This is a genomic window from Mesobacillus sp. MER 48 (assembly GCF_023714225.1).
GTDB classification, from domain to species: domain Bacteria; phylum Bacillota; class Bacilli; order Bacillales; family Cytobacillaceae; genus Mesobacillus; species Mesobacillus oceanisediminis_A.
Genome location: NZ_JAMAUR010000002.1, coordinates 774,859 through 791,283 on the forward strand (window position 1 = coordinate 774,859; position 16,425 = coordinate 791,283).

17 protein-coding genes and 2 pseudogenes are annotated in these 16,425 nt (G+C 41.3%); 12 read left to right on the forward strand and 7 right to left on the reverse strand.

Annotated elements, in window-relative coordinates:
* The first annotated feature begins 74 nt into the window (after positions 1-74).
* Positions 75-305 carry a hypothetical protein gene (locus tag M3593_RS10175; RefSeq protein WP_251541649.1) on the forward strand — a complete coding sequence of 77 codons (231 nt, stop codon included), beginning with the start codon at positions 75-77 and terminating at the stop codon, positions 303-305.
* Here the strand turns inward: M3593_RS10175 and M3593_RS10180 are convergent, their stop codons facing one another.
* Entirely contained in the window at positions 306-1,133 is an 828-nt protein-coding gene (locus M3593_RS10180) for a DODA-type extradiol aromatic ring-opening family dioxygenase (protein ID WP_251541647.1), read from the reverse strand.
* A 156-nt stretch (positions 1,134-1,289) separates the two neighbouring features.
* Positions 1,290-1,802 carry a ferritin-like domain-containing protein gene (locus M3593_RS10185; RefSeq protein ID WP_144475875.1) on the reverse strand — a complete coding sequence of 171 codons (513 nt, stop codon included), beginning with the start codon at positions 1,800-1,802 and terminating at the stop codon, positions 1,290-1,292.
* A 139-nt stretch (positions 1,803-1,941) separates the two neighbouring features.
* On the opposite strand from M3593_RS10185, the gene tatA reads away from it, so the two are divergent.
* A complete protein-coding gene (gene tatA / locus M3593_RS10190; protein WP_144475874.1) occupies positions 1,942-2,139 on the forward strand; it encodes a twin-arginine translocase TatA/TatE family subunit in 198 nt (65 codons plus the stop codon).
* A gap of 69 nt (positions 2,140-2,208) precedes the next feature.
* Here tatA and M3593_RS10195 read toward each other — a convergent pair whose 3' ends face one another.
* Together M3593_RS10195 and M3593_RS10200 are read right to left on the reverse strand one after the other, a co-directional pair.
* The gene (locus tag M3593_RS10195; RefSeq protein ID WP_251541645.1) at positions 2,209-2,502 is read right to left on the reverse strand and encodes a hypothetical protein; all 294 of its coding nucleotides are present in this window, start codon (positions 2,500-2,502) and stop codon (positions 2,209-2,211) included.
* Positions 2,503-2,504: 2 nt separating this feature from the next.
* Entirely contained in the window at positions 2,505-3,800 is a 1,296-nt protein-coding gene (locus M3593_RS10200) for a TolB-like translocation protein (RefSeq protein ID WP_251541643.1), read from the reverse strand.
* Positions 3,801-4,038: 238 nt separating this feature from the next.
* On the opposite strand from M3593_RS10200, the gene M3593_RS10205 reads away from it, so the two are divergent.
* The 5 genes from M3593_RS10205 to M3593_RS10225 all read left to right on the forward strand — a co-directional run bounded on the left by M3593_RS10205 (position 4,039) and on the right by M3593_RS10225 (position 9,722).
* Complete coding sequence (locus M3593_RS10205) at positions 4,039-4,296, forward strand: hypothetical protein (RefSeq protein ID WP_144475871.1); 258 nt, start codon at positions 4,039-4,041, stop codon at positions 4,294-4,296.
* Between the two features lie 822 nt (positions 4,297-5,118).
* The gene (locus M3593_RS10210) at positions 5,119-5,367 is read left to right on the forward strand and encodes a hypothetical protein (RefSeq protein ID WP_251541641.1); all 249 of its coding nucleotides are present in this window, start codon (positions 5,119-5,121) and stop codon (positions 5,365-5,367) included.
* A 363-nt stretch (positions 5,368-5,730) separates the two neighbouring features.
* Entirely contained in the window at positions 5,731-6,504 is a 774-nt protein-coding gene (locus tag M3593_RS10215; protein WP_251541639.1) for a TerC family protein, read from the forward strand.
* 141 nt (positions 6,505-6,645) lie between these two features.
* Positions 6,646-8,277: an acetolactate synthase large subunit gene (locus M3593_RS10220; RefSeq protein ID WP_144475868.1), complete on the forward strand. Its 1,632-nt coding sequence runs from the start codon at positions 6,646-6,648 to the stop codon at positions 8,275-8,277.
* Positions 8,278-8,294: 17 nt separating this feature from the next.
* A complete protein-coding gene (locus M3593_RS10225; protein WP_251541637.1) occupies positions 8,295-9,722 on the forward strand; it encodes an aldehyde dehydrogenase family protein in 1,428 nt (475 codons plus the stop codon).
* 114 nt (positions 9,723-9,836) lie between these two features.
* Here the strand turns inward: M3593_RS10225 and M3593_RS10230 are convergent, their stop codons facing one another.
* From M3593_RS10230 to M3593_RS10240, 3 genes are all read right to left on the reverse strand, one after another.
* Positions 9,837-10,595, reverse strand: coding sequence for a nucleotidyltransferase domain-containing protein (locus M3593_RS10230; RefSeq protein ID WP_251541635.1), 759 nt, complete (start codon positions 10,593-10,595; stop codon positions 9,837-9,839).
* Between the two features lie 4 nt (positions 10,596-10,599).
* A complete protein-coding gene (locus M3593_RS10235; RefSeq protein ID WP_251541633.1) occupies positions 10,600-11,451 on the reverse strand; it encodes a patatin-like phospholipase family protein in 852 nt (283 codons plus the stop codon).
* A gap of 73 nt (positions 11,452-11,524) precedes the next feature.
* Positions 11,525-12,274 carry an AAA family ATPase gene (locus M3593_RS10240; RefSeq protein WP_251541631.1) on the reverse strand — a complete coding sequence of 250 codons (750 nt, stop codon included), beginning with the start codon at positions 12,272-12,274 and terminating at the stop codon, positions 11,525-11,527.
* Positions 12,275-12,578: 304 nt separating this feature from the next.
* Here M3593_RS10240 and M3593_RS10245 point away from each other — a divergent pair.
* The 5 genes and pseudogenes from M3593_RS10245 to M3593_RS10260 all read left to right on the forward strand — a co-directional run bounded on the left by M3593_RS10245 (position 12,579) and on the right by M3593_RS10260 (position 15,988).
* A pseudogene (locus M3593_RS10245) lies at positions 12,579-12,907 on the forward strand (YnfA family protein).
* 468 nt (positions 12,908-13,375) lie between these two features.
* Entirely contained in the window at positions 13,376-13,609 is a 234-nt protein-coding gene (locus M3593_RS10250) for a glutaredoxin family protein (protein ID WP_251541629.1), read from the forward strand.
* Between the two features lie 126 nt (positions 13,610-13,735).
* Positions 13,736-14,281: a signal peptidase I gene (gene lepB / locus M3593_RS10255; protein WP_144475862.1), complete on the forward strand. Its 546-nt coding sequence runs from the start codon at positions 13,736-13,738 to the stop codon at positions 14,279-14,281.
* Between the two features lie 233 nt (positions 14,282-14,514).
* A pseudogene (locus M3593_RS24010) lies at positions 14,515-14,751 on the forward strand (catalase); the annotation flags it as partial.
* A gap of 220 nt (positions 14,752-14,971) precedes the next feature.
* A complete protein-coding gene (locus tag M3593_RS10260; protein ID WP_251541627.1) occupies positions 14,972-15,988 on the forward strand; it encodes an STAS domain-containing protein in 1,017 nt (338 codons plus the stop codon).
* Positions 15,989-16,425 lie beyond the last annotated feature (437 nt).

Below are 16,425 nucleotides of genomic sequence, written 5' to 3' on the forward strand. Positions count from 1 at the left end.
GGCGAAATCATGTTAAACAGCAAACTTTAAGGGTATTCTTTTACTAAGCTATTACCCCAAAAAGGAGTAGAAACATGAAACCATATTCGATTACAAATATGATTATTGATGATGAAACCTATGACCAGGAGCATATAACAGCGGAAATCACCTATGAAGAGAAACAGTATATGTTAACCTTTCAAAAGTCGGACCTTGAGTTAATGAACGCCTGGGTGTTTGAAAATGGTTCGTCTCTTCCTGCAGACTTATCAGAAAAACTCATACAGGAAATAAAGGCTGAAATAAATGAGAAAATCCAGTGATCATGACTGGATTTTTTCTTTTGTAAAATATCCAGCGCAAATTAATCCAAAATAAGTAGGGCTTTCATAAGACAGGAACTCTACATGACGTTCTTCAGGAGGGATGGCTCCAGCCAGGATTAGTGTCTGCCAGATGCCATCTGGTTTTGCAGCATCAATAAAGCTTGAGTTGAATTCTGCCATTTTTTCTAATTCATTTGCCTTAATTAAGTGGACTGTCTGTTCATCTAATTCTTTCGCTGCAGGGTGAAAACCATATGGTCCCTTTTCATCATGAGTATGGGACCAATCACAGCTGGCAATCAACCCGACCCGTCCATTATATTGTGCAACTGCGTTTCGAAGTGATTGACCGAATTTAAAATGATCATCGAAGCTTAACTCTCTTGGAGAAGTGATTACTACAATAGGGACATCGGGCATGAAACGGAGCGGCACGATTGCTCCCCAATCCAATTGCAGACAGGAAATCGGGCCACTCGAAGTCCCATAATTAATAGTGGAAGACAGGATACCATTTTTATTTGCCTCTTCATCAATTTTCCTCGCCAGGTCCCGATCGACGAATTTTTCCATCTCATAATATACAGCATTCTCTTCCCAGCCGCCCATCATCTTTTCAGAATCAGAAATCGAGAATCTGCCATTGATTCTTGTTCCATGCGGGGTGAGGACAACAATACAATCAGGACGAGCCAAAGACATATAGTTACCCAGCTTTTCCATGCTTTCTCTGGTGACAGCCATACGGTCAGGATTTAATCCCTTCAGTTCAGGAATAATCTCGCCTCCGTGGGGAGCAATACAAGCAAATACAAATGGATTCATGGATCTATTCCTCCTTTTTAAGAAGTTAATTAGATGCGAACTCTTAGAATCCTCTATTTATTAGTATATTTTTCAGATAGAAATACAAAAAAGAGATGGGAGCCAGCTCCAATCTCCTTTCAATCCTGTTTATTTTTACAAAGAGTATAAGCCTTCTTAATTCCGCTCTGCGCCTGCTTGAAACGCTCTCAAATGGTTTTTAGAAGCATTCCCTAACTGGGTGAATACCGTTTTAGCGTCTTCAGGGAGGCCAGGTATCGTTTTAAGCTTATCATACATTGCGATGTTGTCAATTTCACCTTGAACCCCTTGGTTGAACGCATCTTTTAATGTTTCAGGCACTGTTACAAATTGTTTCGCATTATTTTCTGGAATTTGTTTATTATACTTCTGGAATAAAGCCAAAAGGGCATTAATATGCTGCTGCTCAGCTGCTTTGATATTGGTGAAAGGCCTGATGCTGCCAAATTTCCCGATGACGGCATCATAACGGGCCTGGGCGAGGTATTCATCCTGGATTGCGTAAACAAGGGCTTCATCCAGCGTAATCGATGAATCCTGAAGTGCCCCCTTTGCTCCAAAGTCAGCTGGCAGCTGGGTTTGTGCCTGGGCAGTTCCGGCCATTCCCGCCATTAAAAATAAGCAAAAAAATATCGATCTCCATTTCATTTATATCTCTCCTTTTGAAAAAAATATCAACGTTATTCTTTGCCAAACAACGGATTTCATTCGTAGAAAAGAGTTTGGGTTCAAAACGCAAACGTTTTTCGTTATAATAGAAGTAACCTTTTTTAATAGGAGAGATAGAATGCTTTCAAATATAGGGTTTCCAGGGTTAATTCTCATCCTTGTGATTGCACTGATCATCTTTGGGCCAAACAAACTCCCTGAAATCGGACGAGCAGTCGGCAAGTCAATGAGGGAATTTAAGAATGCGACAGATGGAATAACAGATGAGATCAAAAAGGAATTCAGGGAAGACGATAAAGACCAAAAGAAAGATTAAAAAGCTGCCATTGGCAGCTTTTTTTGGTGTGTAAGAGTGTGAATATGGTTTGGAAATGATGCTTTCAAGTTACTTTCTGAAATAAAGATGAATCGTGGACAATAAGACGACCAATCCATTCAATATATAAAGCCCGGTAAATATAACAGCCAGAGTCCCTGCACCCCAACCTGTGTCATCCCATGTAAAACCGAGATAGAGTGTGCTGAAAAAGATGATGGGTGTGCAAAGAAGAAAAAGTACACCGGCCAAAAGACGTTTTTTAATATTCCCTTGAGAAAGCTTCACCGCAATATAATTCCCCGTTCCGAATAGGGCAATGTTCAGCAAAATGGTCAAAATGGTACCTACAGAATCAGACATGATTACTTCGCTCCTTTACGATACAACTTCAGAATCAAGGCAAAGATGAACAAAACCGCACTGCATACCAATAGTGAGGCAGCAAGCATTCCGACGCCAATTCCCGCCCATGGATCCATCATAAATGCGAATACAAAGCTTGCGGCAACCGTCAGCATTCCGATTCCAAGACTAATGAATGCCGGTGTAAATACTTTTTTCGGCTTGATGTAGAGTGTGATCAACATGAATAGGACCGTATACAAGATACCTAGTGTCCAGCCGTTTACGGAATTATCAACTGCCTTCATCATCACAAAATTGTCCCTCTTAAGTTCAGGCAGTTTCAGCGCAATCTCTCTCAACTTCTTTGTTTCCAAGTCTACTGTCATCAATTTATATTCCTCTGGCTCCTTTGGCCAGTTGACATATTTCAGGAAGAGGATTTCTTTTTTATCGTTTAAAAAAACAGGTGAGACAACAGATGAATTTAAGTCTGTTAATCTTTGAGTGTCACCGTTCTTCAAATTCTTAAGATATAAATCATATTCAAACAGTGAAGAGTCCTTCGATTCCTCAGAAACCGTCGTGTAAGCGACCAATCCATTATCAGGTGAAATTTCCATATTGAAGTAATCCTTTGGCAATTCACTGCTGAAATCAGCCATATACACTCGACGATCTTCGAGATCAAAGGCGTTCGTATCATTGTAGTCCTTAAAAATCACTTGTTTGTCTTTTCCTGAGTAATAAAGACTCTCCATCGTATAAAAGTCCCTGTCAGTCAGCTGCTCCATTTCTGTGCCGTCAATTTTAACGGAGAAAAGGTCCAAACCATCCTGAGTTTCCCCTTCAGACTTGTTTACATTCTCAGCTGCTGTGCTGGCAAAGAAAACCGTCTGATTATCATCTGAAAAAATGGCCTCTGTTACATGCTGAGTGTTCCTGGAAAGCTTTTCAGGATTTGTGCCATCACTATTGGCAATGTAGAGAGACTGAATTCGGTTACGATTCTGTGATAAATACAAAATCTTCTTGCCATCAGGCGAAAATGTTGGCTGACGATGATACGCCTTAACCGGATTACTTACTCTATGGACATCCGATCCATCCATTTTGGCTGTATAAATTGCCTCACTGCCGTTGTTAAAAATAGAAAAGGCTATTTGCTGATCATCATTCGAGATAGCAATTTTGCTTCCAAGCCCAGTATGATATGTATAAACATCACGATCAGCAAATAAAAGATAACCAATACAGGCCACAAGTAACAAGGCGACAATTCCAATGCCACTCAAAAGCACTTCATTTTTATTCATTCATATCCCCCTTTTTAGAAATGTTTACCTTACATACAATATAGTGTAAAATTACACTCATGAAAAGGTTTTTTTAGGAAGATATTATTTTTTAATTTGAAACGGCAGGTAAGCTTTCATTTCTTATGGAAATACCGGATATTTAAGCAATCATTATTCATTTAATATTTATTAATGGGACAACTATGGCCATGGTAAAATAATGGGTGAGGGGATAATAAGCAGGGGGTGTACTGAAATGAATCCAAAGTTTCACCGAAGTGGTCATTCAAGTAAACGACGCCCAAGCAAGCGTGTTGTGACAGCTAAAAACGAAATACGAGCAGCCTGTTTGATAAATGAATTTGATGAAGATGATCATGACTGGCAAAGAGAAAGAAAACTGAGAGTTGTTCATCATTTTCATCCGAAAACTACAATAGAGCGCAACAATAAAGTGAGTCAATTAAAGCAAAAAAGAAGGCAAATGAATAAGTCACACCAGGAGGATTTTTAACTGTCTCACCTGAAATATAGCAAGGTGTTGCTAACTGCTAGCATTTGATAACATTTTGTTAGCGAAAGATGTCGGATATAGTCGATATATAGTAGGGGCTTGTAAAACCAGTCGATAAGACGGAGGGTTTGATAATAGAGATATGATGGATAACCTTAGATCATAGCCCTTATAAAGGCACCTTCCATGCAAAAGATGCCCTTATGCAGGGGTTCTCTCATATATAAAGGCACCTTTCAAGCCAAAAGATGCCCTTATGCACGGATTTTGATACACATAAGGGCACCATTCAAGCCAAAAGATACCCTTATGCAGGGATTCTTACAGACATAAGGGTACCATTCAAGCGAAAAGATACCCTTATGAAAGGGTTCTCTCACACATAAGGGCACCATTCAAGCCAAGAGATACCCTTATACAGGGATTCTCACAGACATAAGGGCACCATTCAAGCCAAGAGATACCCTTATGCACGGATTCACACACACATAAGGGTACCTTTCAAGCCAAGAGATGCCCTTATGCAGGGTTCACACACACATAAGGGTGCCTCCCAAGCCGAAAGATGCCCTTATGCAGGGATTCTCACAGACATAAGGGCATCATTCAGGCCAAAAGATGCCCTTATGCACGAATTCTGATACACATAAGGGTACCATTCAAGCCAAAAGAAGCCCTTATGCAGGGGTTCTCTCAAACATTTCAAACCAAAATTCCCCTTTGAAGGGGTTCTCTCACGCGCAACTTTAATTTATACAACACATTCTGAAAAAAATGATATAATTGGGAAGTCTGATAAAATTTTAAAAAGAGGTGTCATTTGTGGAGCTTGTTTTTTCCGCTATAACCTTTGTGTTCATCATCTCGACGGCGGGTTTTATCTGGAAAAACAGATCCGAAAGGCAGGGCAATGGGGCAATTGTGGGAATGATACTTTTATCCAGTTCATCGGTGCTCGTCGGTCTGGCATTAAAATCAATCTTTTCCTTAATATTTTACGGCTTGCAGCTCATCCTGCTGATGATGGCACTTGGTATGGCAGTAAAGAAACAATCCAAGATAGATCACTAAAAGGTTGTGCGATATTTTAGACAAGCTTCTTTTTTGCTGAAAAAAAGAGATAATTGTTGAATATTTTTTCGGAAAAATATAGAGTATTATAGTCGATAATGGTAAGTTTATCTATACCTTCTAAAAGGTATATTGAAATAGATAAATGTAGGTTACATAGAATGGGACTCTGTAAATTGTGCGGATTGCCCGAGGTTTTATGGGTCATTCTATTGATAACGACAAAAGAGGTTTCTGGGTTAGTTTTTCGATAAATTCTTCTTATTGCTTTAAAATGCTCTAGGCCTTGCAGCCCCAAAATGCGTATGTAAAGTGGATGAATTACGGAAAAAGCCTGGGTCCAATGAGGAAGGAGAGAGGTTTATGGAATCAATTTGGCTTGAATATGCCTGGGCATTATTAATTTTGATCGGTCTGGAAGGTTTGTTATCGGCTGACAATGCTCTAGTATTGGCAATCATCGCTAAACATTTACCTGATGATCAAAAGAAAAAGGCGATCAGCTATGGAATACTCATGGCGTTTGTCTTCCGCTTCGGTGCACTATTTGCGATTTCTTATATTGCAAATGTCTGGCAGGTACAGGCAATTGGAGCAGCGTATCTATTATACCTTGGATTAAAGCATGTCATCCAAGCTAAATTTGGTGCGAAAAATGAGGACATACATAAAGAGGATGAGAAAGAAGCAAGAGGATTGGGATTCTGGCCGACTGTGGGCAAAATCGGATTGGCAGACCTTGCCTTTGCAATTGACTCAATTCTTGCTGCAGTCGCGCTTGCACTAGGACTTCCGGACTCACCGCTAGGAAACTTTGGCGGTATGGATGGTGGTAAATTCCTCGTAGTACTTCTTGGGGGAGTCGCCGGCCTGATCCTGATCAAATATGCAGCAACCTGGTTTGTTAAGCTGCTGGATGAGCGCCCTGCATTGGAAACAACTGCTTATGCAATCGTTGCTTGGGTCGGTGTGAAGTTGGCCGTTATTACCCTTGCTCATGAGAAGATTGGTATTTTGGATCATGATTTCCCTCACAGTACATTATGGACAACTATCTTCTACAGTGTATTGGTAGCAATCGCCCTGATCGGTTGGTTTGCCCCAGGACAAAAATCCAAGGGTGAAGGACAAGCCTAAATCTAAATAAAACAAAAAAGTGCGTACATCCACCATGGGTGTACGCACTTTTTTTATTCGGGAGGCGTAACGTTTAATCGGGAACCTGCGTGGAATAGACAATTAGAGGATCATGGTAAATTCCATTTAAGGAGTGTTGATATGAAAGCCGCGGAATTACTGATCAAGTGTTTGGAACGTGAAGGTGTAGAATACATTTTCGGAGTTCCTGGAGAAGAAAATCTAGATATTATGGATGCGCTTCTTGATTCCAGTATTGAGTTCATCGTGACGAGGCATGAAACCAATGCCGCTTTCATGGCGGGGACATATGGAAGACTTACCGGTAAACCGGGAGTCTGCCTTGCGACGCTTGGACCAGGAGCAACGAACCTTTTGACAGGGGTGGCAAATTCAAATATGGACCACAGTCCGATTGTTGCCATTACTGGCCAAGCAGGTTTGGACCGACAGCACAAAATATCACATCAATATTATGATTTGGTCTCAATCTATGAACCTGTGACGAAATGGAATACACAGGTGAAAAAAGCAGAAATCATTCCAGAGGTGGTCAGAAAGGCATTTGATGTTGCTACAGGTGAAAAGCCTGGTGCCACACATATTGACCTGCCTGAGGATATTGCCGCGATGGATGTGGAGGGCAGTCCTCTTCAGATCATGGAACCGACAATAATGGAAGCGGGGGAACGGGTCATTAAGGACGCAGCACGGCTTATCGAACAGGCTAAGCACCCTTTGATCCTGGCAGGAATGGGAGTGGAAAGAGGACAGGCTGAGGATAGTCTCAGACGTCTAGCGGAAAAAGCAAATCTTCCCGTTGTTCATACGTTTATGGGTAAAGGAGCAATTTCCTGGAAAAACGACTTAAGCCTTTTGACAGCAGGTATCAGCGGCAAGGACTATATTACCTGTGGTTTTGAACAATCCGATTTAATCATTGCCGTTGGCTTTGACATGGCAGAATATCCGCCGAAAAACTGGAATCCAGATGGAGAAAGCCCTATTTTACACATCGACACAACTGAAGCTGAAACAGACGCGAATTATCCAGTGAAACACAGTGTCATAGGGGATATTAACGAAAACCTTAAACAATTGGAGAAAGTCACCACAGCCGGGGACAGAGAAAACAAATGGGTATCCCATGTAAGGGAAAAAACATTGGATGAATTCCAATCCTACTCAGATGATTCAAGCTTCCCGGTAAAACCGCAAAAAATCATCAGTGACTTGAGATCAGTTATGAACGAAAAGGACATCGTCATCTCGGACGTTGGGGCACACAAAATGTGGATGGCGAGAATGTATCATACCTTTGAACCGAATACATGCCTGATTTCCAATGGCCTTGCTTCGATGGGAATTGCTGTTCCAGCTGCCATATCGGCCAAAATGGTGCACACAGAAAGGAATGTTGTTGCTGTGGTCGGTGACGGTGCCTTCCAAATGTCGAGTGCTGAGCTTGAAACAGCTGTCCGTCTAAATTTGCCGATCATTATTTTGTTATGGCGAGATGGCGGATACGGGCTCATTGAATGGAAACAAATGAAAGAGTTTAACAGATCCTCCAACATTAAGTTTGGTAATCCCGATTTTATTCAGCTTGCAAAATCGTATGGTTTTGAAGCGATTGGAATCGAAGAAGGCGGACAATTAAAGGATGCCATCAAGAAAGCAGTCGAAATGAATAAGCCGGTCTTGATCGATTGTCCAGTGGATTACAGTGAAAATATGAAGCTAACAGAGAAACTAGGTGAAATCTTATGCTAGGAAAAGGCGGTGATGTCATGAAAATTACTTCTATTATTAATGGAGTAGAACAGACAGAAAGCAACGGAGAGACGATGGAGGTTAGAAACCCCTTCACTGGTGAACTTGTAGCAGAAATGCAATTGGCAGATGAGGCACAAATGGAGGAAGCGATCGAAAACAGTGTCAAGGCTTTCAATAACACGATGAAAATGATGCCTGCCCATGAGAGGGCAGATATCCTGCTTAGGGCTGCACAGCTATTGGAGGATAAAAAGGAAGACTTTGCCCAGGTCGTTGCAATAGAAGCAGGAAAGCCGATAAAGCACAGCAGAGCCGAAATTCAGCGATCCATTCAGGTAATCCGGTTTTCAAGTGAACTTTCAAAGCATATGACAGGAGAAGTGCTGCCAATGGATGCTGCACTTCGCGGCGACCAGCGTATGGGAATGGTGAAGCGGGTGCCGATGGGCGTAATTGGTGCAATTACCCCTTTCAATTTCCCGTTGAATTTATCGCTGCATAAAATTGCTCCGGCAATTGCAGCCGGGAATACGGTGATTTTTAAACCGGCAGAAAAAACCCCAGTTTCAGCATATATGCTGACGAAGCTCTTCCATGAAGCGGGGTTGCCGGATGGAGTACTGAACCTGGTGCTCAGTACTGGAAAAGTGGCAGGTTCAACCCTTGTCCCTCATAAAAACGTCCCGAAAATCACTTTTACCGGAAGTCTGACGGTCGGAAAAATTATCCGAGATACGGCTGGTTTCAAGAAGGTCACAATGGAGCTTGGTTCGAATTCGCCGAATATTGTTTTTGAGGACGCGGAAATTGATGATGCCGTTGAAAGATTGGTGAATGCTGCATTTGGCTACTCAGGGCAAGTTTGTGTTTCAGCACAGAGGATTTATGTACAGGAAGAAGTTTATGATGAGTTCCTTATGAAGTATAAAGAGGCAACGGAACAGCTGAAGATTGGTGATCCGCTGGATGAGGAAACGGACTTCGGCCCAATGATTGACGAGGATGCTGCTGAGAGAATCCAAGAATGGGTAGAAGAAGCAAGAGAACAGGGAGCAACAATTGAAACTGGAGGTGAGCGAAAAGGAACAATCGTGTACCCAACGATTATCACGAATGTCAAAAAGGAGATGAAGGTCGTAACAGAAGAAGCGTTCGCTCCGATTGTCACCGTAATGCCGTTTAGGACCGAGGATGAAGCGATTGAAAATACAAATGACTCCATTTACGGTCTGCAGGCCGGGGTTTTCACAAAGGACATAAGCCGTGCTTACCGGGTAGCTGATAAACTGGAAATGGGCGGTGTCTGGATCAATGAAGCCTCCGTCTATCGTCAGGACAATTATCCATATGGCGGTGTAAAACTCAGCGGGCTCGGCAGGGAAGGCGTAAAATATGCAATCGAGGAAATGACTGAACTGAAATTCATAGGAGTCAGGCTTTAAGGTGAAGGACCACTCTCCAACGATGGAGAGTGGTCGTTTTTTTAGGTGCATAGATGTGGGGCGGGGACCACTGGAGCCTGCTGGCAAGCAATTTGAAGCCAGCAGGATCAATGGTCAACACACCACCATTAGCTTCCACAGCGGGTAGATTTTATCAGGATTGCCGACTTCATTAAGAATCCAGTCAGATTCTTTTTTCAATAGGTCACGGAGAAGTACACATGCAATCTGATGTTTTTGCGGAGTGAGGTTTTCCTGTATTTGACGGACGTTCTCAATAATGGCATCTGGGAGTGAGGACTCTAAAACCTTCAGACCCAACTGTGCTCGTTCCGGTCGATACCTGTGAAGCAGCACTTTCGCAAGGTGAGTCATCACATGATTGAGCATATTCACCGACCATAAATCATTGCCGCGGGCAGATGACTTTTTGTACTGAAATAGAAACCAGGCTATATCATCGACCGCGTCCTGAAATTCTTCTGGAGATAAACGAAGAGTTTGAGAAGCTTCAAATCTTTCCAGCCGATTATACGGGTCATAGATTACTTTGAAATAGTCCTTTTCAACAAAAATCTCCTCGGTAAACGTAAATAAATCAACGTGCAGCATATTTTCGTACACCGCTATAATCTGCGGGGCGATGATATAAATATCATCATAAAAAAGCAACTTTCCGTAGGTTTCTAGATGATCGATTCGGCTCAAAAGGAAATCTGAGAGGTCATCTTGGTCAACAAGGCAGTATAGATCAAGATCAGAATGTTCATCCTGCTCTCCTCGTCCTACAGAACCCTTTACAAAGATGGCTTGAACTCTTTTATCCTTAACCAGGCTGTTTGTCAAAATTTCCAGAGCTTCAGTAACCTTCATCGAATCACGCACCTAGCCAGTCATTTACCCGGGCGAATTTTTCCTTCGCGTCTTCATAGCCCACTTCATACAACTGGGTCAGTTTATCTGGATTTCGTTCTACACGGCCAACCTTGAGATTCATTGATGGCCTGATGACGATCACTTCATTTTTCGCTTCAAGAGCTTCGATGTAATCGAGCGTTTCATTGTACATTTTATAGCGAGTTTCAAGTGCCTTGTGAAGACCTTTGAAGTCTTTATACACATACCGCGGCAGCCAAGAAAAGGAGGACTTTTTCTTCCGGTATCCTTTTGGCTTCGTCAGTACGATCACGCTTTTTTGGACTCCATCTGCCATTGCTTTCCTGATAGGAATCGGGTCGGATATTCCGCCATCCATAAGGGTCTTTCCCCTAAACTCAATCGCAGGTGCCATGAATGGAAGAGTGCTGGAAGCTCTGATGATTTTAAGAATATCCTCAGGCACATCATTTTTGTTAAAATAAACAGGTTCGCCAGTGAAGCAATCTGTCGTACCAATCACAAAGGTTTCCGCGGCAGTGTTGAATGTCTCGAAATCAAAGGGTACCAGCTCGTTTGGAAGCTTATCAAATATAAAATCCATCCCAAACAGTTCTTTTTTTAACAACAAATTTCTATAAGAAATATAATCTTGATGTGTCACATAATCAATCGTCACTTGCTTATTTCTCCCTGGCTGTCTGGCAATATAGGAAGAGCCCTGGCACGCACCGGCAGAAACGCCGATGATATATGGGAAAAATAAATCATTTTCTAAAAAATATTCAAGTACCCCAGCCGTGTAGACACCTCTCATGCCTCCACCTTCAAGGATTAAACCATTGCTATACATTCCAATTCCCCCCTGGAATTTTATTTCTTTTTTACATTTTAACACAGGCTATTCAGGATTAATTCCAGGATGATTACTCACTCAAAAGGTGATGGATCATCCTTGATTTGTCTTCGAAAAATTGCTTCATGATCCGGTAATGATTCGTCTCTTCCAAATCTCTTTTAAAAATACCTTCATCACTGAATTCATATATCGTGGCATCAGGATAAGCCATGATTATCGGGGAGTGAGTAGCAATAATCAACTGGGAGTTTTCCTTAACAAGATCATGTATTCGGGTCAGCATCGACATTTGCCTTAACGGGGAAAGAGCCGCTTCTGGCTCGTCCAATATGTATAGACCATTTCCGCGAAAGCGGTGAAGGAAGGTTGAGAAAAAAGCCTCACCATGTGACTGCTCGTGGAGAGGCTGCCCGCCAAACGAATGAATGACCTTTGGACCTCCCATAACTTCACGATCCATTTCTTCAATATTAGAAGCAACATTATAAAAACTCTCCGCACGGAGGAAAAAGCCATCCTGTGGACGTTCCACTCCTTTTACGATCCGCAGGTAATTCCCCAGCTCTGAGTGGGAGTCATAGGTGGAAAAATTGAAATTATACGAACCACCCTCAGCATTAAAGCCAAGACCCACTGCAATCGCTTCAAGCAAAGTCGATTTACCCATCCCATTTTCACCAATCAAAAATGTCACCTTTGGATGTAAATCTATCTCATCCAAATTTTTAAAGCTGGAGAGATTAAATGGGTATGAGCGAAATGAAGGAACTTCATCAACTTTCAAACTGACACTTCGAACATACTGCCAACTCAGCATAAACAACCCGCCTAAACAGTTTTCCTTATTTTATCATGAATAGAATTGAAACTGGAAAAAAGCGCATGAAATTTCCAATTCGCTATAAAAATGAAAAAGTCGCTATAAAAAGCCTAAACTCGCTATAAAAATGAAAAAGTCGTTATAAAAAAGAAAAACTCGCTATAAATATGAAAAAGTCGCTATAAAAAAGAAAAACTGCTATATAATCAATTTTTCCGCTATATAACATTATGCAGCGATGTCGTCGAAGCATATTTTTTAGTTATAATACAGTTACAAACACAATTAGGAAGTGATAATCATCTTTAGTGCCATTATATTGTTCATTTTAGCGGGAAAATTGCTGAGATTGGCGGAGGATATTTGATCTGGCTGTGGCTGAGGGAAGGAAAACCACTTTATTGGGGAATCGGTGGCGGATTCGCGCTCGCTATATATGGAGTCATCGCCACATTCCAGGCCTTCCCGTCGTTCGGAAGAGTATACGCTGCATACGGAGGGGTATTCATTATTCTGTCCGTATTATGGGGATGGGGAATCGATAAGAAAACTCCAGATTTATACGATTGGGTTGGCGCGGCGATTTGCCTGGTAGGAGTATCTGTGATGCTGATGGCACCAAGACAATAACCATTCGATGCTTTTACATATGTAAGTTTTTAACTGCTACATGCCAGCATATATAGGGCAATTAAGTACTTCTCTTTATTTTTGGGGAAAATCGGGGGATGGAAGATGAAAAAGAAACTCACGATATTGGATAAGCTGCAAATCGTATTGGGAATTAGTGCTGCGGTGGTAATGATCCAGCATTGATAAACGAATCTTATCCCTGGCATTTTAAGATCAGGCCTATCTGATGGCTCTTAATATAATACAATTAGGGATGCAGGGGAAAATCAGGTTTTTCTCACAATATTATTGTTTTTGCCTCGCTCATCATCGTTCTTGCCGTGATGTAAACGATACCTCCCATCCTGTTTTTTTTCGTGGAAATAGGGAAAAACAATGGTATCCCGGTGCATCTTTTTTGCAAAAATTTAGCATAACTGGGATAATACATTATAGGGTATAACAAACTTTAAGGAGGCATTTGAAATGAATGATATTACAGTTTACACAACAAACACTTGACCTTACTGCACAATGATGAAACAATTCCTTGAGGGTCAAGGATTAAACTACAAAGAAGTTAATGTACAATACGATCAACAAGCTGCACAGAAGCTGGTTGAAGAAACTGGGCAGATGGGTGTGCCGCAAACGAAAGTGAATGGCAACTGGGTTCTTGGTTTTGACCCGGATACGCTCATGCAGTATGTGAATAAATAAGTTTTAAACAACAAAAAGGGGCTTCGGCCTCTTTTTTTTTGTAAAAATTGATATAATGGAAAGAAGGAATTCCATGCTAGTATGTGGAAGCTCTTAAAGATTAAAATTTAGAGAGGATGCAGTTCTATGGTAAAACAGCGAAATGAACTTTGGGAATGGATAAAGGCTTTCCTGATTGCAATATTATTGGCATTTGTTATACGTGCCTTTCTCTTTACTCCAATTGAAGTAAAAGGTGCTTCCATGGAACCAACTCTGCATAACGAAGAGAGGATGTTCGTCACAAAGGTCGGTGAACCTAAACGGTTTGATATTGTCGTTTTCCATGCAACCGAGGAGAAGGATTACATTAAAAGGGTGATCGGGTTGCCAGGTGACCGTGTAGAATATAAAAACGACGTTCTTTATATAAATGGAAAGCCATATGATGAGCCGTATTTGGATGACATCAAAAAGCAATTGATTGATGGGCCGCTGACAGGATCGTTTACCTTGGAAGAGACCGCTGTTGGAGCTGAAGTTGTACCTGAAGGCCATGTTTTTGTAATGGGCGACAACAGAAGGAACAGTAAAGACAGCCGCCACATCGGAGCCGTCCCAATCGAAAATATCGTAGGAACAACAAAGGTCGTTTTTTACCCGTTTAAAGAAATGAAGATTATTGGTGATTAATATATTTTAAAGCCCAGCGCATTGATCAATGGATCGATGCGTTTTTTCATGGTTTAGGGTGTTGCTCAAAGGTCATTGGACGAGTGTTGATTTAACTAGAAGGTTTCATGGTATAGAGTGGTTGGAAAGAGAAAAACATCCCCCTTAATACATACTGATAAATGTTTTTCATAGTAACCGAAATGGGTTTTATTGACGGCTTTCTTACACTGCATAAATTTTCCCAAACTGCATGTAGTAAAAAGATTCAGGATGCTATGATCGAGCACTTCACTCAAGCTGATGAAGACTACGGCTGCCGTGTAAAAGAGGGGATTGAAAAATGAACGAAAGAATTGGAAGCTATGTCGAATGAAGATAATGTGCCTGGCCATGAATCAGGCAAATCAAAATATGCCCAAGGCTCACTGTCAGCCAATGAAGCAGCAAAAGAAGCTGTTCAGAAAAGCCACGAATCTGATCCATATTAATAATAGAAGGCTGCATAGGGGAATCCTGTGCAGCCTTCTCATCTTATTTAAAAAAGAATTGTTGAGACCACTGACCCTTTTGTTCAACAATAAATTTGAGTATATTTGATTATAGAAAAAATTACAAATTTGCAGGAAATTAGGATGTTTAAGCCGAAATATAATTGATAATAAATCTCAATGTACATTTTACATAATCTATGACTAGTGAGGGATTTAAATGGAGATGCAAAAGGATCTTATTGTCGGCGGCGTAGAACTTAAATGGGACTTAAACTCAGGTCAAGTATTGTTCGAGGGTGGGGACGTCGTTTTTTTCTGGGTGTCTGCAATGAAAACGTTCTTTGACACAATCAATGAAATTACAGGTGAAGAAGCAACAAACCTTGTACTAGAGGCCACTGGTTTCCGACAGGGCATCATCGTTGGTGAAGGATTCAAGGAAATGAAGGAAATCAATACATCCAATGTTGTGGAATGGCTGTCAAATACATATGTACCAGCAGGATGGGGATACGTAAGTGTTGAGGAAATGAATGTAAATACAAAAAACTTCACCTTATATATCCAAGATGACTGGGAATACAAAATGAACAAATTGGGTTCCGAGGAAAAGCAGGGTATTTTCGTTCCTGCGCATTATGCCGGGGTTTTTACAGGATTATTCGGAAGGAACTTCTGGTATAAGATCATTAAATACCAAAATGAATCCAATCCATATACAGTTGTGGAATACTTCCCATCTGTTATGAGTATCCAACAAAACATACGGGGGTTGGCAAGTAGACAAGAAGATAAACATATACAGGAATTAGAGAGCCTGGTAGCGGAAAAAACGAAGATGCTCCAGAAACTGGTCAAGGAGTTATCCTCCCCGATGATTCCTGTGCTTGAGGGGATAGTCGTCGTTCCATTGATTGGCAGATATGATGAGAACCGTGCAGAGGATTTGATTAACAACACCTTGAATAATTTGCCCAAGCATCAAGCGAGATACGTTTTGCTGGATCTCACAGGTTTGAACAAGGACATTTCCACTTACACTGCAGAGTTGATAGATAAACTTGGTTCAGCTGCCAGGTTGTTAGGGGTGGAAGTTATTCTTGTAGGAATTTCAGCCGAACTGGCAATGGTGATCACCGAAACAATGACCAGACTGAAAAAATATGAATGCCTACAGACCCTTCAGCACGGAATCTATTACGCTCTAGGTAAAAGCGGTAAAAGCATTGTATAGAGGCGAAGCACTTGAGTAATCAAGTGCTTTTTTAAAATGAGGGGATTTATCCTCCTATTGTTCCATCGTAGAGGTAGGAAGCCGGTGAAAGAAGGGGCTATCGGACAAACAGAAGGGAAAAGCGGGAGAAAGTGTCCGATAGAAGAGGTCTATTGGACAAAAAGAATGTAAAAGCGAGAGAAAGTGTCCTATAGAAGAGGTCTATGGGACAAACAGAAGAGAAAAGCGAGAGAAAGCGTCCGATAGAAGATCTTCGTTATATTGGACACTAAATGGGATAGATTTGTTAGGTCACGTGCTTGATACGAATACAGCAACACCTTTAATGTTTATAATAATTACTCAAAAACGCTTACTGAATAGCATCGTCTATAACTTTAAGAGGGAATAATGGAAGGTGCTATATGAAAAGAATAAGCCCAGGGACAAAAATCTCT

Bases quoted from the DNA above. Each gene is read 5' to 3' on its own strand.
- M3593_RS10225 (WP_251541637.1), top strand. From the start codon at position 8,295: ATGAAAATTACTTCTATTATTAATGGAGTAGAACAGACAGAAAGCAAC.
- M3593_RS10220 (WP_144475868.1), top strand. From the start codon at position 6,646: ATGAAAGCCGCGGAATTACTGATCAAGTGTTTGGAACGTGAAGGTGTA.
- M3593_RS10260 (WP_251541627.1), top strand. From the start codon at position 14,972: ATGGAGATGCAAAAGGATCTTATTGTCGGCGGCGTAGAACTTAAATGG.
- M3593_RS10240 (WP_251541631.1), bottom strand. From the start codon at position 12,274: ATGCTGAGTTGGCAGTATGTTCGAAGTGTCAGTTTGAAAGTTGATGAA.
- M3593_RS10175 (WP_251541649.1), top strand. From the start codon at position 75: ATGAAACCATATTCGATTACAAATATGATTATTGATGATGAAACCTAT.
- lepB (WP_144475862.1), top strand. From the start codon at position 13,736: ATGGTAAAACAGCGAAATGAACTTTGGGAATGGATAAAGGCTTTCCTG.
- M3593_RS10200 (WP_251541643.1), bottom strand. From the start codon at position 3,800: ATGAATAAAAATGAAGTGCTTTTGAGTGGCATTGGAATTGTCGCCTTG.
- M3593_RS10185 (WP_144475875.1), bottom strand. From the start codon at position 1,802: ATGAAATGGAGATCGATATTTTTTTGCTTATTTTTAATGGCGGGAATG.
- M3593_RS10215 (WP_251541639.1), top strand. From the start codon at position 5,731: ATGGAATCAATTTGGCTTGAATATGCCTGGGCATTATTAATTTTGATC.
- M3593_RS10195 (WP_251541645.1), bottom strand. From the start codon at position 2,502: ATGTCTGATTCTGTAGGTACCATTTTGACCATTTTGCTGAACATTGCC.
- M3593_RS10180 (WP_251541647.1), bottom strand. From the start codon at position 1,133: ATGAATCCATTTGTATTTGCTTGTATTGCTCCCCACGGAGGCGAGATT.
- M3593_RS10205 (WP_144475871.1), top strand. From the start codon at position 4,039: ATGAATCCAAAGTTTCACCGAAGTGGTCATTCAAGTAAACGACGCCCA.
- tatA (WP_144475874.1), top strand. From the start codon at position 1,942: ATGCTTTCAAATATAGGGTTTCCAGGGTTAATTCTCATCCTTGTGATT.
- M3593_RS10235 (WP_251541633.1), bottom strand. From the start codon at position 11,451: ATGTATAGCAATGGTTTAATCCTTGAAGGTGGAGGCATGAGAGGTGTC.
- M3593_RS10230 (WP_251541635.1), bottom strand. From the start codon at position 10,595: ATGAAGGTTACTGAAGCTCTGGAAATTTTGACAAACAGCCTGGTTAAG.